Source organism: Priestia sp. 10L35, from assembly GCF_056395685.1.
In genome coordinates this window covers 113,535-139,071 of record NZ_JBFTKA010000001.1, presented here as the reverse complement: position 1 = coordinate 139,071, position 25,537 = coordinate 113,535, and the positions used below count along the sequence as shown (strand labels likewise).

General features: G+C 38.5%; 23 protein-coding genes. 4 read left to right on the top strand and 19 right to left on the bottom strand.

The window, feature by feature from the left end; translation table 11 throughout:
* Positions 1–125: 125 nt before the first annotated feature.
* The 7 genes from pnpS to AC1DEF_RS00660 form a co-directional block, all read right to left on the bottom strand.
* Positions 126–1,898 (bottom strand): two-component system histidine kinase PnpS, encoded by a 1,773-nt coding sequence (pnpS, locus tag AC1DEF_RS00690; protein ID WP_097824668.1) that lies wholly within the window; start codon positions 1,896–1,898, stop codon positions 126–128.
* On the bottom strand, positions 1,891–2,607 hold the full coding sequence (locus tag AC1DEF_RS00685) for a response regulator transcription factor (protein WP_013085192.1): 717 nt from the start codon (positions 2,605–2,607) through the stop codon (positions 1,891–1,893). The genes pnpS and AC1DEF_RS00685 overlap by 8 nt, the downstream gene beginning before the upstream one ends.
* A 178-nt stretch (positions 2,608–2,785) precedes the next feature.
* Positions 2,786–3,262: a MaoC family dehydratase gene (locus tag AC1DEF_RS00680; protein WP_016765707.1), complete on the bottom strand. Its 477-nt coding sequence runs from the start codon at positions 3,260–3,262 to the stop codon at positions 2,786–2,788.
* A 133-nt stretch (positions 3,263–3,395) separates the two neighbouring features.
* Positions 3,396–4,334, bottom strand: a complete 939-nt coding sequence (gene mdh, locus AC1DEF_RS00675) for a malate dehydrogenase (protein WP_013085194.1) — start codon at positions 4,332–4,334, stop codon at positions 3,396–3,398.
* A gap of 28 nt (positions 4,335–4,362) precedes the next feature.
* Positions 4,363–5,655 (bottom strand): NADP-dependent isocitrate dehydrogenase, encoded by a 1,293-nt coding sequence (icd, locus tag AC1DEF_RS00670; protein WP_255255780.1) that lies wholly within the window; start codon positions 5,653–5,655, stop codon positions 4,363–4,365.
* A gap of 75 nt (positions 5,656–5,730) precedes the next feature.
* Positions 5,731–6,849, bottom strand: coding sequence for a citrate synthase (gene citZ / locus AC1DEF_RS00665; protein ID WP_013059445.1), 1,119 nt, complete (start codon positions 6,847–6,849; stop codon positions 5,731–5,733).
* A gap of 360 nt (positions 6,850–7,209) precedes the next feature.
* Positions 7,210–7,671: a DUF441 domain-containing protein gene (locus tag AC1DEF_RS00660; RefSeq protein ID WP_013059446.1), complete on the bottom strand. Its 462-nt coding sequence runs from the start codon at positions 7,669–7,671 to the stop codon at positions 7,210–7,212.
* A 113-nt stretch (positions 7,672–7,784) separates the two neighbouring features.
* Here AC1DEF_RS00660 and ytvI point away from each other — a divergent pair, with 113 nt between their 5' ends.
* On the top strand, positions 7,785–8,894 hold the full coding sequence (ytvI, locus tag AC1DEF_RS00655; protein ID WP_097824669.1) for a sporulation integral membrane protein YtvI: 1,110 nt from the start codon (positions 7,785–7,787) through the stop codon (positions 8,892–8,894).
* A 39-nt stretch (positions 8,895–8,933) separates the two neighbouring features.
* Here ytvI and AC1DEF_RS00650 read toward each other — a convergent pair whose 3' ends face one another.
* From AC1DEF_RS00650 to dnaE, 7 genes are all read right to left on the bottom strand, one after another.
* On the bottom strand, positions 8,934–9,326 hold the full coding sequence (locus tag AC1DEF_RS00650) for an FxsA family protein (RefSeq protein ID WP_025750656.1): 393 nt from the start codon (positions 9,324–9,326) through the stop codon (positions 8,934–8,936).
* A 79-nt stretch (positions 9,327–9,405) separates the two neighbouring features.
* The gene (gene pyk / locus AC1DEF_RS00645) at positions 9,406–11,166 is read right to left on the bottom strand and encodes a pyruvate kinase (protein WP_013059449.1); all 1,761 of its coding nucleotides are present in this window, start codon (positions 11,164–11,166) and stop codon (positions 9,406–9,408) included.
* A 485-nt stretch (positions 11,167–11,651) separates the two neighbouring features.
* Positions 11,652–12,629 (bottom strand): acetyl-CoA carboxylase carboxyl transferase subunit alpha, encoded by a 978-nt coding sequence (gene accA, locus AC1DEF_RS00640; RefSeq protein ID WP_013059450.1) that lies wholly within the window; start codon positions 12,627–12,629, stop codon positions 11,652–11,654.
* Positions 12,623–13,504 (bottom strand): acetyl-CoA carboxylase, carboxyltransferase subunit beta, encoded by an 882-nt coding sequence (gene accD, locus AC1DEF_RS00635; RefSeq protein ID WP_043976000.1) that lies wholly within the window; start codon positions 13,502–13,504, stop codon positions 12,623–12,625. The genes accA and accD overlap by 7 nt, the downstream gene beginning before the upstream one ends.
* Positions 13,505–13,731: 227 nt before the next feature.
* Positions 13,732–14,346 carry a FadR/GntR family transcriptional regulator gene (locus AC1DEF_RS00630; RefSeq protein ID WP_236691083.1) on the bottom strand — a complete coding sequence of 205 codons (615 nt, stop codon included), beginning with the start codon at positions 14,344–14,346 and terminating at the stop codon, positions 13,732–13,734.
* 67 nt (positions 14,347–14,413) lie between these two features.
* Positions 14,414–15,643 (bottom strand): NADP-dependent malic enzyme, encoded by a 1,230-nt coding sequence (ystJ, locus tag AC1DEF_RS00625; RefSeq protein ID WP_013059453.1) that lies wholly within the window; start codon positions 15,641–15,643, stop codon positions 14,414–14,416.
* Positions 15,644–15,843: 200 nt separating this feature from the next.
* Positions 15,844–19,194 (bottom strand): DNA polymerase III subunit alpha, encoded by a 3,351-nt coding sequence (dnaE, locus tag AC1DEF_RS00620; protein ID WP_318330909.1) that lies wholly within the window; start codon positions 19,192–19,194, stop codon positions 15,844–15,846.
* A 141-nt stretch (positions 19,195–19,335) separates the two neighbouring features.
* Here dnaE and ytrH point away from each other — a divergent pair, with 141 nt between their 5' ends.
* Both ytrH and ytrI read left to right on the top strand, forming a co-directional pair.
* Positions 19,336–19,671: a sporulation membrane protein YtrH gene (ytrH, locus tag AC1DEF_RS00615; RefSeq protein WP_013059455.1), complete on the top strand. Its 336-nt coding sequence runs from the start codon at positions 19,336–19,338 to the stop codon at positions 19,669–19,671.
* Positions 19,668–20,186 carry a sporulation membrane protein YtrI gene (ytrI, locus tag AC1DEF_RS00610; protein WP_016765717.1) on the top strand — a complete coding sequence of 173 codons (519 nt, stop codon included), beginning with the start codon at positions 19,668–19,670 and terminating at the stop codon, positions 20,184–20,186. Before ytrH ends, ytrI begins: the two co-directional genes overlap by 4 nt.
* Before the next feature lie 38 nt (positions 20,187–20,224).
* On the opposite strand, the gene AC1DEF_RS00605 is transcribed toward ytrI, so the two are convergent.
* Complete coding sequence (locus AC1DEF_RS00605; protein WP_097824671.1) at positions 20,225–21,163, bottom strand: DHH family phosphoesterase; 939 nt, start codon at positions 21,161–21,163, stop codon at positions 20,225–20,227.
* Positions 21,164–21,414: 251 nt separating this feature from the next.
* Here AC1DEF_RS00605 and AC1DEF_RS00600 point away from each other — a divergent pair, with 251 nt between their 5' ends.
* On the top strand, positions 21,415–21,711 hold the full coding sequence (locus AC1DEF_RS00600; protein ID WP_013085203.1) for a YtpI family protein: 297 nt from the start codon (positions 21,415–21,417) through the stop codon (positions 21,709–21,711).
* A gap of 26 nt (positions 21,712–21,737) precedes the next feature.
* Here AC1DEF_RS00600 and AC1DEF_RS00595 read toward each other — a convergent pair whose 3' ends face one another.
* From AC1DEF_RS00595 to ald, 4 genes are all read right to left on the bottom strand, one after another.
* Positions 21,738–23,054: a CBS domain-containing protein gene (locus tag AC1DEF_RS00595; RefSeq protein ID WP_013059459.1), complete on the bottom strand. Its 1,317-nt coding sequence runs from the start codon at positions 23,052–23,054 to the stop codon at positions 21,738–21,740.
* 81 nt (positions 23,055–23,135) lie between these two features.
* The gene (locus tag AC1DEF_RS00590; RefSeq protein WP_013085204.1) at positions 23,136–23,372 is read right to left on the bottom strand and encodes a hypothetical protein; all 237 of its coding nucleotides are present in this window, start codon (positions 23,370–23,372) and stop codon (positions 23,136–23,138) included.
* 232 nt (positions 23,373–23,604) lie between these two features.
* On the bottom strand, positions 23,605–24,282 hold the full coding sequence (locus tag AC1DEF_RS00585) for a metal-dependent hydrolase (protein WP_176521328.1): 678 nt from the start codon (positions 24,280–24,282) through the stop codon (positions 23,605–23,607).
* A 113-nt stretch (positions 24,283–24,395) separates the two neighbouring features.
* Positions 24,396–25,517: an alanine dehydrogenase gene (ald, locus tag AC1DEF_RS00580; RefSeq protein ID WP_014458028.1), complete on the bottom strand. Its 1,122-nt coding sequence runs from the start codon at positions 25,515–25,517 to the stop codon at positions 24,396–24,398.
* Between the last annotated feature and the right edge of the window lie 20 nt (positions 25,518–25,537).

Sequence of the window (25,537 nt, the reverse complement as noted above, 5' to 3'; positions counted from 1 at the left end):
AATAGCACGGTTAAAGCTATTTTCGCCTTACACATTGGCTCCTTGGATGAAGGGGTTTCCATGAAAAATTGTATCAATTAATTATTAAGCTACATTAAATAAATTGTAAAAGGAACGTAAACATTTTACATCTGCGGCAAATACTTGTGCAGCTTGACCGAAAAAGTTGTCCCTTTATTGACTTCACTTTTCACTTCAATTTCCCCTTTATGAGCTTCAACGAGATGTTTAACAATTGCTAATCCAAGACCTGTTCCTCCGGAATTACGGCTTCTTGCTTTATCTACTCGGTAAAAGCGCTCAAAAATACGTGAAATTTCATCAGAATCAATACCGATACCTGTATCTTGAACATGAACCGTAATCGTTTCTTCTTCCTCTTCAAGCGAAACGTGAACAGTTCCTCCAGGCATTGTATACATGAGCGCATTGCCGATTAAGTTAACAAACACTTGCATAAGGCGCTGACTGTCACCATCAATCCACGCTTCTTCAGGAAGCGTATCTAACGTTAGCGTGATTTCTTTTTCAGTCGCTCGGTTTGATAGCACTGTTATGACCTCATAGAGAAGGGTATTCAAATCTACTGGATGGATGCTTAGCTTAAACCCTTGCTGTTCAACTTTAGACAAATCTAAAAGATCTTGAATCAAACTCTCCATGCGCTGACTTTCCGTTAAAATGATCGATAGAAACTGCTGGCGCAGCTGTGGATCTTCCATGGCACCGTCTAACAATGTCTCACTAAACCCTTTTATAGACGTAATAGGAGTTTTTAGTTCATGAGACACATTTGCTACAAAGTCACGGCGAACTTGTTCTAGCTTTTTCAGCTCGGTAATATCATGGAAAACAAGCACAATCCCTTTCCATTCATCGTTTAAGCCAATAATCGGCGCTCCGTAAACATCAAAATATCTTCGTTCAATATTTAAAGGGAGAACCACTTGTTTTCGAACCTTTACTTCCGTCATAAATATTTTTTCCACAAGCTTAATGATTTCTTTATGCTCAAATACCTCGTAATACAAATGATAAAGGAAGTCATCCGGATGTATATGAAACTGCTCTTTATAAGCTCGATTCACTAAGTTTATATAGCCTCTACTATCGATAAGAAGCATGCCGCTTCCCATATTTTCAATTAGCGTGCGCAGCCTGTCCTGCTGCATTTCTTGATTAGTGATAGACTCTTGCAGATTACGAGCAAGTGCGTTAATAGACTGACTCAGCATCCCTGTTTCATCTACATAATCTTCATATGTACGAGCTTTATAATTCCCTTTTGCAAGTTCCATAGCCACTTTGGTTGCCGATTCAATAGGACGAGTATAGCGTCCCATAATCTTTACACCTAAGAGTAAAATCACAATCAAAGCTAGACCTAAGCTTCCAATAAGAAGGCCCCAAATTTGCTGATTTACTTGTTTTAATGAATCAAACGATGTACTCAGCACAACAAATCCCTCTTGCTTACCTTCTATAATAAGCGGGATGCCATAGTAATATAAGTCGTAATCTTCTTTAATTTGATCAAAGCTTTTTTTACTGTTTAACTGCTTTTTTAATACTTGTTGGATTACGATACTTTTTTCGATTCTTTGCTGCTTGCTGCCTGGATTTGAGTCAACTAATATTTTTCCGTCTTTTTGAACGATAGTCGTTCGTACACTTAACGAATGGCTGATTTGATCAACTTTAGATTTTAAAGCAGGACTTGTGATACCTTCTTCGCTAATGTACATTTCTACAAGCTTTGCCTCTTTTTCCATTCGCTCTTGAAACGTCTGAAAATAAAAGTTTTTAAACAACTGTCCCAGCAGCAGGCCAAGACCTACTAATACAATAATAATAAGTACTAATAGAGCCAAAAGTAGCCTTGAACGAAATTTATTCATCTACCTTTGGTTCCTCCAGCTTATATCCTAATCCTCTAATCGTTTTTATATAAACAGGTTTTCGCGTATTGTGTTCAATTTTCTCACGCAAATGGCTGATGTGCACATCTACAATTCGCGTATCTCCGGCAAAATCATAATTCCACACTGCACTTAGCAGCTGATCACGAGTTAATACCCGTCCTTTGTATTTTGCCAAATATAATAATAACTCAAATTCTTTCGGAGTAAGCTCAAGCTGCTCTTGATTAAAGTAGGCCTCATAATGATCTGGAAGAATTTTTAAATCACCGATCATGATGCGCTCGCCATCTTCCTCTTGTTCATTTTCCTGAGCAATAATTTGTGTTCTGCGTAAAATGGCTTTTACACGCGCTACTACTTCTCGAGGGCTAAATGGTTTCGTCATGTAGTCATCTGCGCCAAGCTCTAGCCCTAATACTTTGTCGAACTCATCGTCTTTTGCAGTTAACATTAAAATAGGCGTCATCACTTTTTGCTGACGAAGCTTTTTACAAACTTCAATTCCATCCATCTTAGGAAGCATCAAGTCTAACACAATTAAATCCGGTTTTCCTTCTAGTGCCTTGTTGTATCCTTCTTCCCCGTCTTCAGCTGTTTCTACTGTAAAGCCAGCTTGCTGTAAATTATATTGTAATAATGTTGAAATTGATTGTTCATCATCTACGACTAATAATTTCTTACTCATATTAACGATATAAGCCTCCATCTAGTTAAATTAAACCGCAGCTTCATCCAAATGATATTATTTTCTATTTATCTTCTCTTATCATACAATGTTTTAGCCTCGTTCTCCAATACATTTCAACATTTTCAGAAAATATGACCAAACAGTTTCTTCTATATTTATAAATATTTAAGGCGTTTTAAAAATTTTCAAAGTCGTGTGTCTCTACCGATGGAAGTCTAAACGGCGGATACACAAGAAACCGCGCCGTTACTACTTTCTCTTTTTGCTCATTGACCGCTTCCACCTCAATCGTAACAGTTCTAGAAGAAACATCTACCTCTGTCACTTCAAATAAAAATTCAATCGTGCTATAATGATGAATCTTTTTAGGGAAGGCTACCGTATGTTCTGCAACGTGGCTTCCAGGTCCGGGCAAATACTTTGAAATGGCTGCTGTCATAATACCGGTAATCATAATACTTGGCACAATAGGTTTTTTAAAAGGGGTCTGAGATGCGTAATCATGCTGAATGTATAAAGGGTTAGAATCGTTTGTCAGCCCTAAGTACAATAAGATATCTTTATCTTCAATTCGTTCCGTTAGCGTTAATTTTTCTCCAACTTTTATATCTTCAATACTTCGGCCTATTTTTTGTTTTTTACCTAATACCATCATCATTCCACCTTTTGTATAAAGTAATAGCTTTTCTTTATATACAAGAAAAATTCGAGGTTTCCCTCGAATTTTCCTTGTGACTATTGTTTGAATATTGATAAAAACCTATACTCAAACCCATTTTATTGTATTAAGCTAATACACCCATGACAGTTTTAACTGATTTTGCTGATTGGTCTAAAGAAGCTTTTTCAGAATCAGTCAGTTCTAATTCAATTACCTGCTCAATTCCTGCAGCTCCTAATACGGTTGGAACACCTAAGTAGATGCCATTATAACCATATTCACCCTCCAGGTAAGCAATCGCTGGTAAAATACGACGCTGATCTTTTAAGATCGCTTCTGTCATTTCCACTAAAGAAGCAGCAGGCGCGTAGTATGCACTTCCGTTACCTAATAAGTTAACGATCTCGCCGCCGCCTTTGCGTGTTCTTTCAACAATTGCTTCAAGACGCGCTTTTGGAATAAGCGTTTCAAGAGGAATACCGCCAGCATATGAGTAGCGTACAAGAGGTACCATATCGTCGCCATGTCCACCAAGTACAAAACCTGTAATATCTTTTACTGAAATGTTTAACTCCTGCGCTACGAACGTACGGAAACGTGCAGAATCTAATACGCCTGATTGACCGATTACGCGGTTTTTAGGAAAACCAGATTCTTTAAATACTGTATACGTCATAGCATCTACCGGGTTTGTCAACACGATGATGTGACAGTTTGGCGAGTATTTAACAACTTCTTGAGTAACAGACTTCATGATTTTTTGGTTCGTTGTTACTAAATCATCGCGACTCATACCTGGCTTGCGCGCGATACCAGCTGTAATAATGACAATGTCAGAATCAGCTGTGTCTTCGTAGTTGGCTGTTCCTGTAATGTTAGCGTCAAAGCCTTGTACAGGACTTGCTTCTAACATATCCAGCGCTTTACCTTTAGCTGGATTTTCTAATTGCGGAATATCAACTAATACAACATCAGCTAATTCTTTTTGACCAATTAAAAAAGCAGTTGTAGCTCCTGTAAAGCCCGCTCCGATAACAGATACTTTTTTACGCATATTTGCCATTATAATTCCTCCCCTAAATGAATAGCTATTAAACTGTTACTTGTTTTCCTAGATTGCTAATTAATTCATCAGCAAACTCTGAACACTTCACTTCTGTTGCGCCGTCCATTAAACGTGCGAAATCATATGTTACTACTTTTGAAGCAATTGTTTTTTCCATTGATTTCATGATTAAATCCGCTGCTTCATTCCAGCCAAGGTGTTCAAGCATTAACACACCTGATAATAATACAGAAGATGGGTTTACTTTATCTAAACCAGCATATTTAGGTGCTGTACCGTGAGTTGCTTCAAAGATAGCATGTCCAGTTTCGTAGTTGATATTTGCCCCTGGAGCAATTCCGATACCGCCAACTTGTGCTGCTAATGCATCTGAAATGTAATCTCCATTTAAATTCATTGTTGCTACTACATCGAATTCACGTGGACGAGTTAAAATTTGTTGTAAGAAGATATCTGCAATTGAATCTTTTACAATAATTTTTCCTGCTGCTTCCGCTTCTGCTTGAGCTTTGTTTGCAGCCTGTGCACCTTCTTTTTCAACGATGCGGTCATATTGAGCCCAAGTAAATACTTTATCGCCGAATTCTTTTTCAGCTAGCTCATAGCCCCAATTTTTAAATGCGCCTTCTGTATATTTCATAATGTTACCTTTGTGTACAAGCGTAACAGACTTGCGGCCTTGTTCAATTGCATAGTTGATTGCTGCACGCACAAGACGCTCTGTTCCTTCAGAAGAAATAGGCTTAATACCTAATCCAGAAGTTTCAGGGAAACGGATTTTATTTACGCCTAATTCCGTTTGTAGGAATGAAACAAGCTTTTGTACTTCTTCAGAACCCTTCGCATATTCAATACCAGCATAAATATCTTCAGTATTTTCACGGAAGATAACCATATCTGTATCTTCAGGGCGCTTAATTGGAGAAGGTACGCCGTCAAAGTAGCGAACAGGACGTAAGCATGTGAATAAGTCTAATTCTTGACGCAATGCCACGTTTAGAGAACGAATTCCACCGCCTACTGGTGTTGTTAATGGTCCTTTGATTGCAATTATGTATTCGCGAATTGCATCTAACGTTTCTTCCGGTAACCATTCGCCAGTTTGATTAAATGCTTTTTCACCTGCTAATACTTCTTTCCAAACGATTTCTTTTTCACCATTGTATGCTTTTGCAACCGCTGCTTCTAATACGCGAGAAGCTGCTGCCCAGATATCCGGACCAATTCCGTCACCTTCGATAAATGGAATAATTGGGTTATTTGGTACGTTTAACACGCCGTTTGCTACAGAAATTTGTTCACCTTTTGTCATGAGAATGACCTCCTTAAAAAATTTGTCTACTTTCACTTATGGAAAAGTGCTCAACGAACGTGAGCACCTTCGTCACATTGTTTAGCTGCGCTCTTCAAGCGGAATGTACGTTTGTTTTCCAGGACCGATATAATCAGCTCTTGGACGAATCAAACGATTGTTTGAATACTGCTCTAAAATGTGAGCAATCCATCCTGATACGCGGCTTACGGCAAAGATCGGAGTAAATAGATCGTGATCAATCCCTAAGCTGTGGTATACAGAAGCTGAATAGAAATCAACGTTTGGCGGAAGCTTTTTCTCGCCTGTTACGATCTCTTCAATTTTCACTGACATATCGTATAGCGTTGTATCTCCTGCTTGTTTGGTAAGTTTTTCAGACATTTCTTTCAAGTGCTTGGCACGAGGATCACCCTGCTGATACACACGATGTCCAAACCCCATAATCTTTTCTTTTTTCGCGAGCTTTTCGCGAATATAAGGTTCCGCGTTTTCAACTGTTTGAATGTCAGACAACATTTTCATAACAGCTTCATTCGCTCCTCCGTGAAGAGGACCCTTTAACGCTCCAATAGCGGCTGTAATTCCTGAATAAATATCGGATAACGTTGCCACACAGACACGAGCTGTAAAAGTTGAAGCATTTAGCTCATGATCAGCATGTAAGACAAGTGCTTTATCAAATGCCTCTACTTGGATATCAGTTGGCTCTTCGCCAGTTAACATATATAAAAAGTTAGCGGCAATGCTATAGTTTTCGTTTGGTTCAATTGGCTCTAATCCGTTACGGACTCTTGAAAAAGCCGTTACCACCGTTGGTAATTGTGCTTGCAAACGAACAGCTTTGCGATAATTTGCTTCTTCATCCATTAAATCAGCTTCAGGATCGTACAACCCCAATAGTGATACGACTGTTCTTAAAGCTGCCATTGGATGAACATCTTTAATTGGATAAGTTTTGAAATGCTCTAAGACTTCTTGGGGTAATTTAGCGTTTTCTGCTAGTAATCTAGAAAACACAGATAATTCTTCTTTGTTAGGTAATTTTCCGTGCCATAGTAAATACACCACTTCTTCAAATGTTGCATAATTCGCTAAATCATCAATATTGTAGCCTTGATATGTTAAAGTGTCATCAATAATTGAACTTACTGCTGACGTTGTAGCGACTACCCCTTCTAGACCTCGAGTTGCTGTCATAAATCTCCACTCCTTTACAGAAAAAATTCCCCATACCTTTCTGTGTAAAACGTGAAAAACAAAATTGAGCCCCTGCTCAACTAGACATTAAATGATATACGAAGCGCCTCTTTTGAATATATATCTTGGAAGAACATTCCTTCACCCCACGTAAAGAAAATGCTTACATTTCCATTTGTTTCAATAACACACAAAATCAAAACATCTGCATGTGTCATTGCTTTGTTACAGCCCTATAGGTAAAACATACAATTGTATGTAAAAAGATGCGGCCTCAAAATATATTATAAACAATTATCTGACTTTTGTGAATCAAAAGAGAGAAGAAATTTTAAAAAAATTATTATTATACAAAAATTTCTACGAAAAAAGTTCAGTTAATTTCATAAATAAATAAGCGATTCCAGCACCGATTAACGGACCTACTGCTACCCCTTGAAACAGCGCCACAGCAAGAATTGTGCCAAAAACTAAAGCGGTCGTAATATGCGGATCATCTTCCAAGAGTGTAAGTCCATATTTGGCAATAATTGCTACAGCAATTCCGGCACCTAGAGCAATCCAGGCATAAGAAGATTTCACGGCCTCTCCTAATTGTTTGAATCCTATGTCTCCTGTTGCAATTGGCACAAGAACGGCAATTGTAATAACCGTTACTCCAATATTAATTCCTTTTGATTGTAGAAACGGAAAAACCTTACCGTCTAACCCAATTAATTTTAAAATAAGTAAAAATGCAACTGCAATAATTAATGATTGATTTTTAGCCACTAATCCAATTACGAGTAAAACAGCTAAAAAAAGCATGGGTTGTGAGAACATTTTACTCATCCTTTCTTTTTTTATTGTGATAAATCTAAAGCGTATTACGTAAATATTTTATGAGTAGCTTTTTCTTTTGTTGACTATCGTTTACAAGGAGGCCTCTATTTATTGTGTACAAGCTTCATTTACATCGACTATTTCGCTTAGCTTGTGTGTTGGCAATTATTGCAGCATCTATATTTCTTAGTTATTATGTCTCTTCTCTCATATATCCATTTATTATCGCCTGCTGCATCGCTTTTTTTATAAATCCTATGGTTAATCTATTTGAATTGAAGCTGCGCTTACCCCGCTACTTAGCTGTTTTACTGTCAATGGTTCTGATCTTCTCTCTTTTGGCTGGACTTATTACGTTACTTATCACAGAAATCATTGCAGGAAGTACGTATTTAGCGAAAGTTGTTCCCACAAATTTCAAAGAAGTGGTCATATTTATTGAAAATATTGCTACAGAACAAATACTTCCTTTTTATGAACGCATTACTTCTATGTTTAATAACTTAAATACCGGTCAGCAAGCAACTATTTTATCGAACATTAAAGGGGTAGGCAACCATATCGCTCAAACGGTGGGCGATTTTCTCCAAAATGTATTGCAAAGCATCCCAGTACTTTTATCCGTACTGCCTAATGCAGCTACTGTGATTATTTTTTCATTATTGGCTACTTTTTTTATTAGTAAAGATTGGTACAAGCTGATGGCTAAAAGCAGCGTGTTTATTCCTAAAAAAGTAAGGGAAAATGGACAGACAGTGGGTGTGGAGCTTAAAAATGCACTGTTTGGTTTTATTAAAGCTCAGCTTACGCTTATTTCGATTACCACAATTATCGTTCTTTTTGGTTTACTTGTTCTTAGGGTTGATTATGCTATTACAGTCGCTTTATTGATTGGCTTAGTAGATATTCTTCCTTACCTCGGAACAGGACTGGTTTTTGTTCCTTGGATGATTTATGCCTTTGCCACACATAACGTGTCATTTGCTGTAGGGCTTTCGGTACTATATGCTGTAGTACTTGTGCAGCGACAAATTATGGAACCAAAAATTTTGTCATCAAGCATTGGTCTTGATCCTCTCGCTACATTAATTTCTTTATTTGTAGGATATCAATTGATTGGGTTTTTCGGATTAATAGTTGGCCCTGTGATTCTTGTTATTCTAAAAACACTTCATACAACGGGAGTTTTTAAAGAAACGTGGCAATTTATTATAGGAAAATGAAAAAGTGTGTGAAAGAAGCTTCTTTCACACACTTTCTAGTTAACGAATAATCGTCATTCGATTACGTCCTTGAAAAAATCTTCTTAGCCACGTTAAAAGAAAAGGCTTAACGATTCTGCGTGTAAACGGCAGTAAAAAGATAAAGCCCACAACATCTGTCAAGAAGCCTGGAAACAGCAGAAACAGTCCGCCAAATAGTACACACATGCCGTCAAGGATTTCACCGCTTGGAACATGTCCCTGGCTCATCTGACGCTGTGCCTTTTGAAAAAGAGATGTTCCTTGTTTTTTCGCTAGAAACGCACCAATAAAACTGGTAGCAATAATCAGTAAAAATGTTGACATTACACCAATGAGATGACTTGAATAAATCAAAATCATTACCTCAACAGCAGGTACAATAAGAAGGAGCGGAAGGAGCTTCCTCACCATCATCACCTCTTCGCTTATTGAATTGCCTAAACAAAAAGAGAAGGATTCCCCTTCTCTTTTTTCTATCATCTACGTATTCTTACAGTACGCTTGCGTGTCCGTTGTATACGACACCACGTGAAGCATCAACTGTAATATCTTGATCTTCTGAGAATACGCTTGTTGCATTTTCTACGCCTACAATGACAGGAATGCTTAAGTTTAACCCTACTACAGCTGCATGGCTTGTTAGACCGCCTTCTTCTGTAATAAGGGCTCCTGCTTTTTCGATTGCACTGATCATATCGCGATCTGTGCTGTTTGTAACAAGGATAGCACCTTCAGTCATTTTTGCATTTGCTTCTTCAGCAGTTTTAGCAATAACTACTTTACCAACTGCTGCTTTACGACCAATTCCTTGTCCTTTAGCAAGAACGTCACCTACAACTTGAACTTTCATTAAGTTCGTTGCACCTGATTCTCCAACTGGAACACCAGCTGTAATAACCACTAAGTCGCCGTGTGCTACAACGCCTGTTTTTACTGCGTCATTTACAGCGTGATCTAACATATCGTCAATCGTATTTACGCGCTCACCAACAACTGGTGTAACACCCCATACTAGAGACAGACGACGTGCAACAGAATCGTTTGCTGCAACAGCTACGATTGGAGATTGCGGACGATATTTAGAAACGATTTTCGCTGTATAACCACTTTCTGTTGGCGCTACGATTGCACTAGCGTTTAAGTTAAGCGCTGTGTGTACAACAGATTGTCCAATTGCATCTGTAATAGATGGGCCAACTTGCTTGCTGCGCTGTTGTAAAATCTCAGAGTAGTTTAGAGCTTGCTCAGCACGAGAAGCGATTGAATGCATTGTTTGTACAGCTTCAACTGGGTAAGAACCTGCAGCTGTTTCACCAGATAACATAATTGCATCTGTACCATCAAAGATAGCATTGGCAACGTCACTTGCTTCCGCACGAGTCGGGCGCGGGTTGCGTTGCATTGAATCAAGCATTTGTGTAGCTGTAATAACTGGTTTGCCAAGCGCATTACATTGTTTGATTAGATCTTTTTGTACTAATGGTACTTCTTCAGCAGGAATTTCTACCCCTAAGTCACCACGAGCAACCATTAAACCGTCTGAAACTTCAAGAATTTCCTTGATGTTATCTACGCCTTCTTGGTTTTCGATTTTTGAGATGATTTGAATGTGAGCTGCATTGTGTTTTTCTAGTAGTTCACGAATTTCTAATACATCAGATGCGCGACGCACAAAAGAAGCAGCAATAAAATCAATGCCTTGTTCGATACCAAATACAATATCGCTTGCATCTTTTTCAGTGATACCAGGAAGGTTTACACTTACGTTTGGCACGTTTACACCTTTTTTATTTTTTAATGTACCAGGGTTAAGTACTTTTGTTTTAATTTCACCATCAGTTTTATTGATGTCTAGTACTTCAAGACCGATTAAACCGTCATCTAAAAGGATTTTTGATCCTACGTGTACGTCATCGATTAGACCTGGATATGTAATTGAGAATTTTTCAGTTGTTCCCACTACTTCTGTCATAGAAACAATGATTTCAGAGCCTTCTTCTAACTCAATTGCACCATTTTCCATTGTGTTTGTACGAATTTCAGGTCCTTTTGTATCAAGTAAGATACCTACTGTTTTACCTGTTTGTTTCGCAGCTTCACGAATGTTAACAATACGTGCACCGTGCTCTTCAAAGTCACCGTGAGAGAAGTTTAGACGACAAACGTTTAAGCCTGAGTTAATTAGTTCAACTAATTTTTCTACACTTTCACTCGCTGGTCCAATAGTACATACAATTTTAGTTTTACGCATTCAAATTTCCTCCTATATATTTACTATTTACTCCTTAGATAGGGCAAATAGCTATTTCTTTTACTAACCTTGTACTAGCAGGCTGTGAACAAATATTTTGTTGCCCTGACTTGTTCACCTTGCTTTACGTGTAACTTATGAAATACCTATGTAGCGCTGAATCAAATAGCAAACACAAACACATACACAGCACTTTAACGATGAATTTCTTCATCGTTTGCTTCTTGTTTTACTATTCCCTGCAATTCATACAGCAATACTTGCTGCCTGATTTGTCTTATATATCTCACGTTTTAGAGAAAAGACAAACGCTAGCACAGCTGCTAATAACCATAGGAAATTTTTTAAAAACACTCTTTTTCTACTTTTACTTAAAGGTTTTTGCTGTCTATAAAATACCACGAAGAACTTGTAAACACAATAGAGAAGGGCTATACAAACCGCACAAAAACGCGCACCCTTATTTTTCAAGAGTGCACGTTTCTTTATTTTATAGTAATGGCATCGTTTTCAGCTGCAAATTGTCCGATTTTTTTGTATTTTAAATAACGCTCTTCCACTAGCTCTTCTTTTGATAAATTCATCAGCTCTTTTAATGATTTCTTGATAATGCCCTCCATGTATCCAGCTTGTGCATCGATATCTCGGTGAGCTCCGCCTTTTACCTCTGAAACCATTTCATCTACAATGCCCAGTTCTTTCAAATCTGGTGCTGTAATCTTCATCGTTTCAGCAGCTTTTTTCGCAAGAGAAGAATCTTTCCAAAGAATGGCTGCCGCTCCTTCTGGAGAAATAACTGAATACGTCGAGTTCTCAAGCATATGAAGGTGATTTCCTAAACCTAATGCCAAGGCTCCCCCGCTTCCTCCTTCTCCAATTACAATGCAAATAACAGGTACAGTTAAGCCAGCCATTTCGAAAAGGTTTTTCGCAATAGCTTCGCTTTGTCCGCGCTCTTCTGCCGCTTTTCCTGGATAAGCTCCTTTTGTATCAATAAAGCAAATAATTGGGCGGTTAAATTTCTCCGCTTGCTTCATTAGACGCAGTGCTTTACGGTAGCCTTCAGGATGAGGCATACCAAAATTACGGCGAATATTTTCTTTCGTATCTTTACCTCTCTGATGTCCAATCACGGTAACAGGCACGCCATTAAACTTGGCAATTCCTCCTACGATTGCTTCATCATCTCCATAAAAGCGATCTCCATGACACTCTAAAAAGTTTGTAAACAAGCGAGAAATATAATCGAGTGTTGTAGGACGCTCAGGATGACGAGCAATTTGAACACGGTTCCATGGGCTTAGATGATTGTAAATATCGTTTTCTACTTTTTCTAAGCGATTTTCTAACTTATCAATTTCGCTAGATAAATCCACTTCTGTATTTTTAGCAAACTCTTTAAGCTCTGCAATCTTGTTTCGCAACTCAACAATTGGACGTTCAAATTCTAATTCGCTTACCACTCGATGTCACCTCCTGCTACGTGTATATCTAAAATAGTTGTTAACGTTTCTTTTAAATCATGACGGTTAATAACTCCGTCTAGCTGACCATGCTTCAACAGAAATTCCGACGTCTGAAAATCTTCTGGAAGCTCTTCTCTAATTGTTTGTTCAATAATACGTCTTCCAGCAAAGCCAATTAACGCGCCCGGCTCGGCTAAATTATAATCACCTAACGAAGCAAAGCTTGCTGACACGCCTCCTGTAGTAGGATGTGTCATAATCGAAATGATTAAGCCGCCTTCATCACTGAACATTTTAAGAGCTGCGCTAGTTTTAGCCATTTGCATCAAGCTCAGAACACCTTCTTGCATACGTGCACCGCCTGAAGCTGTGAAAATAAGGAATGGAACATGCATTTCCTTCGCTTTTTCAATGGCGCGAGTAATTTTCTCGCCGACTACAGAACCCATGCTTCCCATACGGAAGTGTGAATCCATAACAGCAACTACTACTTTAATGCCCTCAATATCTCCTTCACCCGTAACAATCGCTTCACTTAAATTAGTTTTCTCACGATCTTTTTCGAGCTTTTCAAGATAATCAGGGAACCCAAGAGGATTTTCTGACGTCATATCTTTGTCGTATTCAACAAACGTTCCGCTATCGATTAAGCTTTCGATACGCTCTGGTGCTGTCATTTGGTGATGATATCCACAGTTTAAGCATACTTTTAAGTTTTTATTTAACTCTTTCGTATACATTATTTTTTTACACTTTTTACACTTGGTCATAATTCCTTCAGGTACATCTTGTCTCATATGCTCAGAAGGAATCGTAGCATATTTTCGTTTTTTTGGAGTTTTTGTGTTTTTTGTAAATAAATCTCGTAACAAGGTGTAACCTCCTTTTGGTTCTTCTCTTTATCATAAGAACCTTTATTCTTCCTCTTCTTCTACTATTTACAAGTTGTGAAAATCCGCCTCAAATACAAATCAAGTGACGGATAGACAAAAATTGGACGAATTGTTCGCTTCACTTTATTAGTTGCTATTTACTTTACTAGATGACTGTTTGATTTTGTGTAGAAAGATGGCATGTCTCTTTCGACAAATTCCTTCTTTCACACTTGTTTGTAGCACTGATGGTGAAGATTTAATACAGCTGCTTCATCTTTTTTAGCTAACGCCTCTACTAATTCACTTATCAGAATGTCGCTTGGCGCTGAGTTTTGTTGAAAAGTTTGAGAAAAACGGCAAATAATCAGCCAGATTCGGTGTAATAGCCGATTAGGCTGCAAAGAAAACAAATAGTCAAACAAGTTCTTCAAACAATCGTCATTCTGCTTTTGAATTGCTTTCGAAACATTGATTTCGTCCTGTTCCGCTAAAACAAAATACAAACAGCTCTTTTCAAGAATATATCTAGTCTGAATTAAGTCTGATTTTGTTTTACCGTCTTGTACTAAAAAAGTAGCTAATAAATCAATAAATTGATGATCCCCTACTTCTTTAATAAACGTACCTTCACCTCTTCTAGTTTCAATCAACCCAATTAGCTCTAACGCTCTGAGCGCTTCTCGAACGGAAGAACGTCCTGCGCCTAACCGTTCAGAAAGCTCTCGTTCTGACGGGATTTTATCCCCCGTAGTTAAACGATCGTCTTCCATTAGCTGGCGAATTTGTTTTAGAATTTCTACATATACTTTTGAACGTTCATTCTTCAAGTTTACTACCACTCACTTTACATTACTTTAACAGGCATGCTTGAAGCATCATGCCTGTCAAAGAACAGTTGATGTAACCTTATTCAATAATCGCTAAGCGACGTGTGTTTTCAGCTACGGCTTCTGGCTTTACCTTTATTCGGGCAACGCCTGTTTCCATAGCTGCTTTTGCAACAGCGGCGGCTACTGCCGGAGCCACTCGTGCATCAAATGGACCTGGAATCACATAGTCTGTATTCAAGTCCTCTTCCGTAATCAAATTAGCAATGGCCTCAACTGCAGCCATTTTCATTTTTTCATTAATATGAGTAGCACGTACATCTAGTGCACCTCTGAATATCCCTGGAAACGCTAAGACATTGTTCACTTGATTAGGAAAATCAGAACGTCCGGTGCCGATTACTTTCGCGCCAGCTTTTTTAGCTTCTTCTGGCATAATTTCAGGCACCGGATTTGCCATTGCAAAAATGATTGGGTCTGGATTCATCTTTCCAATCATCTCCGGTGTGAGTGCTCCTTCAACCGAAACTCCAATAAATACGTCAGCTTCTTCTAAGGCATCAGCTAACGTACCTTCTACTTTGCTTCGATTTGTATAGGCTGCAACTTCATCTTTTATACGGTTCATGCCGTGAGGACGCTTGTCATAAATCGTTCCTTTGGAATCACACATAATGATATCGCGCACTCCATAGCTGTATAATAATTTAATAATAGCAATGCCAGCAGCTCCTGCTCCATTCGCTACCACTTTGATTTGTGACATTTTTCTTCCCGTCAGCTTCAGGGCATTAAGAAGGCCCGCTACCGTAACAATAGCCGTCCCATGCTGATCATCATGAAAAACCGGGATATTTGTTTCCTTTTTCAACCGCTCTTCAATTTCAAAACAGTTAGGAGCCGCAATATCTTCTAAATTAACGCCTCCAAAAGTAGGTTCTAGCAATTTAACAGTTTCTATAATTTTGTCCACATCTGTCGTGTTTAAACAAATTGGGAATGCATCTACGCCGGCAAAACTTTTAAAAAGGACAGCTTTCCCTTCCATTACTGGCAGAGCAGCTTCAGGACCTATATTGCCTAAGCCCAATACGGCAGTGCCATCAGATACAACAGCTACCATATTTCCTTTCATCGTATATTCATATACATTGTTTACATCATCATATATTTCTTTGCAAGGTTCTGCTACACCAGGGGAATAAGCAAGGCTTAAATCCTCTGCGTTTCGAACAGGAATTTTGGACTTTGATTCTAGTTTACCTTTGTTAATGCGGTGCATATGCAATGCTTCTTCACGTAAAGACAATGAATTTCACTCCCAATAAACAAAATGATAACAAATACTGCGCCTGAACCATGTTCTTTCCCACACTCATATGATGTTATAAATCCAATTGCATTTCATTTCAAGAAAAACGCATCTAATTCGTATATTTCATAAAAAACGGTGGTCAGACCACTTTTTTAACTATTTTACCATATAACATCACATGAAATCTGTAAAGACTATATCTTCTTGAACACAACGTGGTTCTCTCCTAGCATTGCTTTTAAAGTTTTTATTAACTCGTCGCTTCGTTCAATAGAATAGTGAACGGGAAGCTTGACCAATTGACGTTCTGCCTCATAATAAATTTTCACGGGAATTTTCCCTCTATGAGACTGAAAGTGCTGGTAAATAGTATGAAGCAGCTTTTCTGTACCTTGCTTTGTTTCTATACGTAAGTATAATTCTTCTGACGGTAGTTTTTGAACCGCCTCGCTAGCAGCTTCAGCACGTTGACAAACAATTTGCTGCTGCCCATTTCTTTCATCTATCTTTCCTTGTATCAGTAAAACCGTACCTTGTTCAAACAGCAAACGATTCTGCTCAAATACGCGGGGAAACGCAACAACTTCTCCTTCTCCACTTTCATCCGTGATGCGTAAAAAGGCCATTTGCTCTCCTTTTTTCGTTCGAATGACACGAATTTCCAACACAAATACTAAAAGAGAGACCGCTTTTCCTGAAGCGTATTCTTTCATATCGTGAAGAGAAACAACAGAATAAAAGGAATTCAGTGCTTCATACTGAGAAGCAGGGTGGCTTGATAAATAAAAACCTAGCATATCTTTTTCATACTGAAGCCGATCTTCTATTTTCAGTTCCTCTTTTTCCATATATTTAGGTTTTAACGAAAATTCATCTCCAAATCCAAAATCATCATCTGGGAGTACCAAGCTTGCATGTTCAAACGCTACATCAATCGTTGCTAATAAAGTAGCTCGATTTTCTCCGAACTCATCAAAGCCTCCAGATAGAATCAAAGCTTCAAGCCCCTTTTTATTCACGGCTTTTTGTGAAACACGGGCACAAAAATCAAATAAGTCTTCAAATCTTTTTTTCTTTCGCTCTTCTGTTATTTCCTGCATAGCTGCTGCACCAATATGTTTAATCGCTGCAAGGCTATACCTTATACTTTCACCTTCTACGTTAAACGAATACATGCTCTTGTTAATAGAAGGTGGGAGAACTTGTATTTTTTTTCTTTTTAGTTCATTAATATATTGAGCAATTTTCCCTTCATTTCCAATAACGCTCGTTAGTAAAGCTGAAAAGAACTGCAGCGGGTAATTTGCTTTCAAATAAGCTAACTGATAGGCTACCATACTGTAAGCAACAGCATGACTTCGGTTGAAGCCATAATCAGCAAAACGCACAATAAGGTCATACACTCGATTAGCAACGGATAGGTCATACCCTTTCTTCTTGCTTCCTTGGATAAAATGAGCTCGTTCACGATCCAGCACTGCCCGTTCTTTTTTACTAACTGCTCTTCTCAACAAATCTGCTTCTCCAAGAGAAAAACCGGCCATTTTTGAAGCAATCTGCATAATTTGCTCTTGATACACGATAACGCCGTGCGTGGATTGTAAAATGTCTTTAAGCGTAGGATGATCATATATTACCTTCTCCACTCCATGCTTGCGCTTAATATAGGTTGGAATATTTTCCATCGGACCAGGTCTATACAGCGCGTTAACTGCTACAATATCTTCTAGCTCTGTAGGTTTTAATTGCTGAAGCACTCTTCTCATTCCATCTGACTCTAGCTGAAAAATACCGGTCGTATCCCCTTTACTCAGCAGTTCAAAAGTTTTTTGATCGTTAAACGGTATATGAGACAGTGACAGCTTTCGATTCATGTCCCGCTCAATTTTCTTTAAAATATGATCTAAAATGGTTAAGTTGCGCAAACCTAAAAAGTCCATTTTCAAAAGCCCAATGTCTTGCAGAGCTTCCATTGGATATTGAGTCAGATATACATCATCATGTCCTTCTTGTACAGCTACAGATTGCGTCAGCGGCTTCTCACTAATCACAACGCCTGCTGCATGCGTAGAAGTATGCCTTGGAAGTCCTTCTATCTTCATGGCAATGTTGTACCATTGTTTTCTGGCTTCATTTTCAGATAAATAGTCTTGAAGAACTCTTGAATCACGAAGAGCGCTTTTCAACGTTGTACCTGGTTTAGTTGGAATCGCTTTGGACATTTTGTTTAGCGCTTCTTGATCAAATCCCATCACTCTCCCTACATCACGTACGGCTGCTTTAGCTGCTAGTGTTCCAAATGTAATGATTTGAGCTACGTGCAGCGCTCCATATTTTTGCGCCACATACTGAATGACTTGATCTCGTTTGTTATCAGGAAAATCAATATCAATATCAGGCATCGAAATACGTTCAGGGTTTAAAAAGCGCTCAAATAAAAGCTGATGCTGAATTGGATCAACATTTGTAATTCGCAAGGCGTATGAGACCAGTGAGCCTGCCGCTGAACCCCGGCCTGGGCCCGTTAAAACACCGTGTTCATGAGCATAATTCATAAAATCCCATACGATAAGAAAGTAATCACTAAAGCGCATATTTTCAATAACGTTTAGCTCATAATCCAAGCGTTCCTCATATTGTTCCGTGATCACTTGAACTCTTTCTTGCAATCCTTTTTCGCAGAGAGTGCGCAAGTAGGTTGATGATGTAACAGACGAGGGAACAGGATATTTTGGAATGGACATTACGCCTAGAGAAATTTCGAGCTCGCATCGTCTTGCGATTTTTATACTTTCTTCTATTAAAAAATGCTGGTCATGAAAGAGATCTTCCATTTCATCAGGTGATTTGAAATAGTACTCGCTGCTCTTACTTTTTACCTCTTCATCGCTATGTAATTTCTCTCCGTCTCGAATAGCTGCTAAACACTCATACGCATCCCGATCTTCTTTTTTTAAATATTTCACTTGATTCGTCGCAACAAGCGGGATATTTTCTTCAGCAGCAAGTTCCGTTAACTGCTGATTTATAAAAGCTTCATCCTGTCCGTGGCGCTGTATCGATATATACAAAGACTGCGAATATACTTTTTTAAAGAATTGAAGCACTCGCTTAGCATCTTGAAGTTTGTTTTCTGCTAACAGATTTTCAACTTCTCCAGTTAAACCGGGTGTAATAGCAATCAACCCGCTGCTGTAATGATGGAGCCATTTTTTATTTACACCGTGTTTTTCCTTGGTTTGAACTAAACTGCTTAGTTTTAATAGATTTTCATATCCCTTATCATTTTCCGCTAACAAAACTAAAGGGTACGCTCGCTCGCTTTCTTCATGTTCTAGAATTGATAATGTCAGCCCAATAATTGGCTTGATCCCCGCTTTCACGCAGGCTTTATAAAAAGGAATGACTCCGTACATCACGTTTTCATCAGTCAAAGCAATCGCTTCATAGTTCATTTTCTTAGCTGTTTCTACAAGTTCATGAATACGAACGGAACTGCTTAATAAGCTATAAGAACTTTGAAGCTGCAAGTGAACAAAAGGCACAGGACTTCCCACCTTTCTTTAATTCTTTATTCTTATTATAAATTTTGTTGCCGGCGTAGACAAATTACATAACTCTGAGCGTTTGTCCATATATATGTAGGAAGCGTGATTCATTGATAAAATAGTAAAGGAGGACACGTCATGACAAAAGAGCCTTTTATGTCTCTTTTCATTTGGAGTTACTTCACTTCATTAGGTATTATTTTAGGCGGTTCATTAATTGGAGCATTTGCAGGGTTTTTAATTGGCAAATCTCCTTTATACGTCATGCATACCCTCAGCAATAGTTTGAAAATCTGGGCAATTGTCGGAGCAATTGGAGGAACATTTGATACGTTTTACAGCTTTGAGCGAGGACTCTTTGAAGGAGCCACAAAAGATGTATTCAAACAAATCCTTTTAATTCTATCCGCTATGGGAGGAGCTCAGACCGGGGCTCTTATCATCAAGTGGTTAACTCAGGAGCATTTTGTATGAGGGTACCCAGCGAGCGAATGTTCAAGCGCTCCGACTGGCAGCGTTTTTTTGCCGGTATAGTCATTGGAGCAATTGTTAGCTGGGGGGTGTTTTTAACGATTTATGGCGTTTCAAGAGATAGAGAGCTAGAAGAAATTCGAATTGCTAATGATAAGCTAGAAAAAGCAAATTTGCAAATTAGCGCATGGCAAGAAGATGTAAAAGCATTAAACAAGGAAATGAAGCAGCATTTAATTATTCAGAATGTGAAAGTAAAATTAGTAAACGGCAATCGTTATAAAGTAAACTCTGTGGTTGAATACAATATTCAAAAAAGCGTGGACAAAGAAGCACAGCACTTAATTGCCCAAGATATTGAAAGTGCATATCGAAGCAGGGATATCTTAAAAAAAGCAATTGAAAATAAAAAATACGAATTCGATAAAACAATTTATGAAGTTGAAGTTCATCAAATTTATTTTTATACAACACTTTCGATTGAAGTTCGAATTAAAAAGATGGAAAAAGTACTATAAAAAGCCGCTGATTTAAAATCAACGGCTTATTTTACAGATTACTCCTGACTGCAGAGCTCTTCTAAATCCAGCAGTAAAGGCTCTACTTCTTCCCATGAATAAATGGAAGCGCCGGACGCAAGAGGATGGCCTCCTCCGTTGTATTTTCTAGCAATTGTATTAATGACAAGCTCTTTTGAACGAAGGCGAACACGAATTTGATTTTCTTCCTCCACAAAAAATACCCACGTTTTTACTCCATCAATTTGCCCTAACGAACCGACTAGCTGAGAGGCATCGGCTGGTGTCACATCATATTTTCGAAGAATTTCATTCGGAATTTTCATATGAGCAACTCCTGTTGGAGACATCGTAAAGTTTTGCAGCACATATCCGTGTAAGTGAGCGACGTTTTCTTTTGTTTTGTATAACTGATCATATACGTCTTTAAAATTGAAACCATATTGAATCAATTCACTTGCATAGCAAAACGTTTTCGGCTTTGTATTTGGAAATAAAAATCGACCCGTATCTCCGACGATACCGCTGAAGATCAGCTTTGCTCCTTCATCATTCAGAGATAATCCCTTTTCTTTTCCTTCCAAGTAAAATTCATAAATCATTTCGCTTGTTGAAGAAGCAGACGTCTCAACCCAAAGCAAATCACCGTAAGGAGTTTGGTTTGGATGGTGATCAATTTTAATGACCATTTTTCCATTTACGTAGCGCTGATCTGACACTCGGGCTTCATTAGCCGTATCACAAACGATGACAAGCGCATCCTCATAGGTGTCATCAGCGATGTCATCCATCCGGTATAAAAATTTTAATGACTCCGCTTCTTCTCCCGTTACGTATACCTTCTTCTCCGGAAAAGATGTTTTTAACAATTCCGCTAATCCGCACTGAGATCCGTATGCATCTGGATCTGGACGAATGTGCCGGTGAATAATGATGGTGTCAAACTGCTTAATAGCTTCTAATATTTGTGCTTTCATTTTCTCTCTCCTGTCAATACTGTTCTTATTTTATGTACGTACCGCATGCACTTACATTTCCGCAGCGCTGTATCCATATTATTTATTAAATCATATCTCTTCTCTTTTTTGAAAGAAGAATCAATCAATAGTAGAATTTTCTGTCATCTACCTGTAAAATAATAGATAATACTGTAAGCACTTTCAAAACTACGCATTACTAACATCTAGAAACATTATGGATAGAAATACACCGGACTGGAGGGGCGTCTGTGCCATTTTTCATGATTTTAATCGTTGTGTCCTTTGTTTTCTACATGTATTTAAAAGTAAAATACGTACGTTCGAAACGCCCAATGGAACGAAAGTGGATTTCCGCTAAGTCGAGTATTTGTCTTGGCTCTTTTGTATTATTTTTTGGAATCAATCAATGGTTTATTTACGAAACAAGCCTTTCGCTTATCATCGGCATACTATTTGTATTATTCGGTTCAGGCAGCATATTAGCAGGTATCAAAGCTTACAAGTACTATCAGCCTTATGCAATAAAAGAAGCTGGTCAAATGTAAAAGAAGCTGCAGAGCAGCTTCTTTTTTTATACTCTTTCCAATAACTGAGCCATCATCATCGCTTTCCCTACTACAACCCCGGCATTGTAGACTTCTACATCTAATTTAGCAAACTTCCGACCAAGTTCTAATAGCTTAGGGCGAATTTCAATTACGCTTTCAATTTGAACTGGCTTAATAAAATAAACGGTGATGTTTTCAATAACCAAATCACCTTTTTTATATAAGCGAAGAACACGATTGGCGGCTTCCGTTACAATAGTAGTGAAAACTCCGTATGAAATAGTCCCCATATAATTCGTCATTTGCGGCGTTACTTCACAGCGATACACCGGTGCTTCTTTTGTCTCTTGTACATCCATAAATTGATTGGTTACAATGTCGTCAATAGTTTCTCCTACCTGCGGTTGACGCTGAATCATTTGCAGCGCCTTTAAAACATCTTGACGGCTGATAATGCCCTCTAGCCGGTGGTAATCATCCACTACAGGCAGCACTTCAATCCCTTCCCATACCATCATATGCGCAGAAGAAGCAACCGATGTTTTCCCGTGAACCGTCATCGGATTTTTCGTCATTACTTTTTCAATTGAAGTAGAAAGGTCATATCCAATAACATCTTTTGAGGTGACCATACCGTGAACTTTCATATGCTGATCCACTACAGGAAAACGACTGTGGTGAGTCTTATCGTTACATTCATGCCATTTTTCAATCGTATCGGTTAACTGCAAGCTAACCGCTTCAGAGATAGGTGTTAAAATATCCTCTACAAGCACAATTTCTTTTTTTATCAGCTGATCATAAATAGCACGATTAATCATCGTTGCAACTGTAAACGTATCATAGCTCGTTGAAATAATAGGAAGTTTAAGATCATCCGCAAGCTTCTTAACCCATTCTTCCGTATCAAAGCCGCCCGTAATTAACACGGCTGCTCCTGCTTCAAGAGCTAATTCATGAGCGTTTACTCGATTCCCCACGATAAGAAGGTTTCCGGCCTCGGTATATCTCATCATAGCATCAAGCTTCATCGCTCCAATAACAAACTTGTTTAACGTTTTATGCAAACCTTCACGTCCGCCCAGCACTTGTCCATCCACGATGTTTACTACTTCAGCAAACGTGAGCTTTTCAATGTTTTCTTTCTTCTTTCGTTCAATTCGAATGGTCCCAACTCGTTCAATCGTTGAAACATATCCTTTATTTTCCGCGTCTTTTATTGCTCGGTACGCCGTGCCTTCACTGACATTCAGTTCTTTGGCAATTTGGCGCACTGAAATTTTTTCACCAATTGGAAGCGAATCGATATACTGTAAAATTTGCTCATGTTTTGTCGCCACGTGTACTTCACCCTTCTAAAACGTTTTTACGTTTCATATGTCTTTTCTTTTATTATACGGGGGAAGTGAAATGGATTCAATCTAACCTCTTTGACGCAAAGGCTTTCTCGCACTATTTTTTTGAATACCTGCCTTCTTGCGGCGCGGTGCATAAAGCAGTGATGACAAATTGCCTCCGGCTACAAAAAGAGCAAAGGTAAGCCAGCTTATGCTAAAAACCCCTTGCAAACTCGAAGTTGTTAACACTAAGTGCGGCATTGCATAGTAAAGCATCACTCCGCATAATAAAAGCGATAAAATAACTCGATTTTTTTCCATAGCTCTCCCTCCTTATTATTACTATCGTATGCAGGGAAGTAAAAAAAGCAGAACGTTTCTTTACAAATAAAAAGAGATTAAGACATAACTTCATCGATTCAAGCTAAAGATGAACAAATGTGAAACCTACGTTCACCTTAACAATAAAAAAAGAACGAGTGATCGATAATATCGATTACTCGTTCTTTTTTAACTTTAACTGAAATCGTTTTGTCCCAGCCTTTATTTATGATTAAAGATCCAATCCTTCTCCAACTTTTAATACTTTTCCTTCAATACCAGATAAAGACTCAACAAATTGATGAGGATCTTGCTTAATTACAGGAAATGTATTGTAGTGAATTGGCACAACAAGCTTTGCCTGCACCCATTCCGCTGCGATAGCCGCATCTTCAGGTCCCATTGTAAAGTTATCTCCAATTGGAAGAAATGCTACGTCAGGCTCATGGCGACCAATTAACTTTAAATCAGAAAATAAAGCCGTATCTCCAGCATGATAAATTGTCTTTCCTTCAATCGTTAAAAGCAAACCAGCCGGCATTCCTGTATAAATAATTTTCTCATTATTTTCTGTATAACTTGAACCGTGGAAAGCTTGTGTCAATTTTACCGTACCAAAATCAAATGTATAGGCTCCGCCTATGCTCATTGGATGTACGTTTAAGCCTTGCCAGCTAAGATATGTAGCTAATTCTGCTACTGCCACAACAAGTGCACCGCTGCGCTTAGCAATTTCCACCGTGTCGCCTACATGATCATTATGGCCATGAGTCAGTAAAATCACATCTGCTTTTACATCTTCAGCATTTAAATCTGTTAATTCATTTCCAGTGATAAACGGGTCAATTAAAATTGTTTTTCCTTTTATTTCAATTTTAACAACAGAATGTCCATGATAAGAAACGCGCATCATATATTCTCTCCTTTTACACTAACCTTTTCTATATTCTACCCGTCTGTTTTGGTTACAAAACAAGTGAATACGCGGCTATCATATCACAAACTGCGCAAAAACATGCCTTATTATGCTTGCTCTAATAAAGTTGTTGCATCAGCGTAAGTTAGACCGTGTGCATCTGCAACAGCCGCGTAAGTGACAAACCCATTTAGGGTGTTGATGCCTTGAAGAAGGGAAGGGTTTTTTAAGCACGCTTTTTTATATCCCTGATTTGCTATTTGCAGAGCATAAGGAACCGTTACGTTGGTCAGCGCTAAGGTCGACGTGCGTGGAACAGCTCCAGGCATATTAGCAACAGCATAATGCAAGACCTCATGCTTCGAATAAGTCGGGTTATCGTGAGTGGTAATGCGATCAGTTGTTTCAAAAATCCCCCCTTGATCAATAGCAATATCAACTACAACGGACCCTTTTGACATCGTTTGAACCATTTCCTCTGTGACAAGCTTTGGCGCTTTAGCTCCCGGTATGAGAACCGCTCCTATCACTAAATCTGACTCTTTTACAGATTGTGCGATATTGTAGTGATTTGACATTAATGTCGTCACTTCTTTACCAAATAAATCATCAAGCTGGCGAAGGCGATCAGCGTTTAAATCAATTATTGTAACATCAGCCCCTAATCCGACCGCAATTTTAGCAGCGTTGGTTCCCGCTACTCCTCCTCCAATAATTGTTACTTTTCCTCTTTGCACGCCTGGAACTCCACTTAATAAAATCCCTTTGCCACCTTTGGTTTTCTCCAAAAATTGAGCTCCAATCTGAGAAGACATTCTTCCTGCAACTTCGCTCATCGGAGTTAACAGAGGCAAGCTTTTGTTTGGAAGCTGTACAGTTTCATAAGCGATGCCTACCACCTTTTTATCAATCAATGCTTTCGTTAATGCTTCTTCAGCTGCCAAATGTAAATAGGTAAACAAAATAAGTCCTTCACGAAAATATCCGTATTCTTCTGAAATCGGTTCTTTTACTTTCATAACCATTTCAGCATCCCATGCTTCTTTTGCAGTATTTACGATAGAAGCTCCTGCATTTGTGTAATCTTCATCATGGAATCCAGAGCCTTCTCCTGCCTGTGTTTCAATATATACATCATGCCCACCGTTAACTAAAGCTGTAACACCAGCTGGAGTAATAGCCACGCGATTTTCATTGTTTTTTACTTCTTTCGGCACTCCAATTTTCACCTTTATCCCTCTTTTCTTAT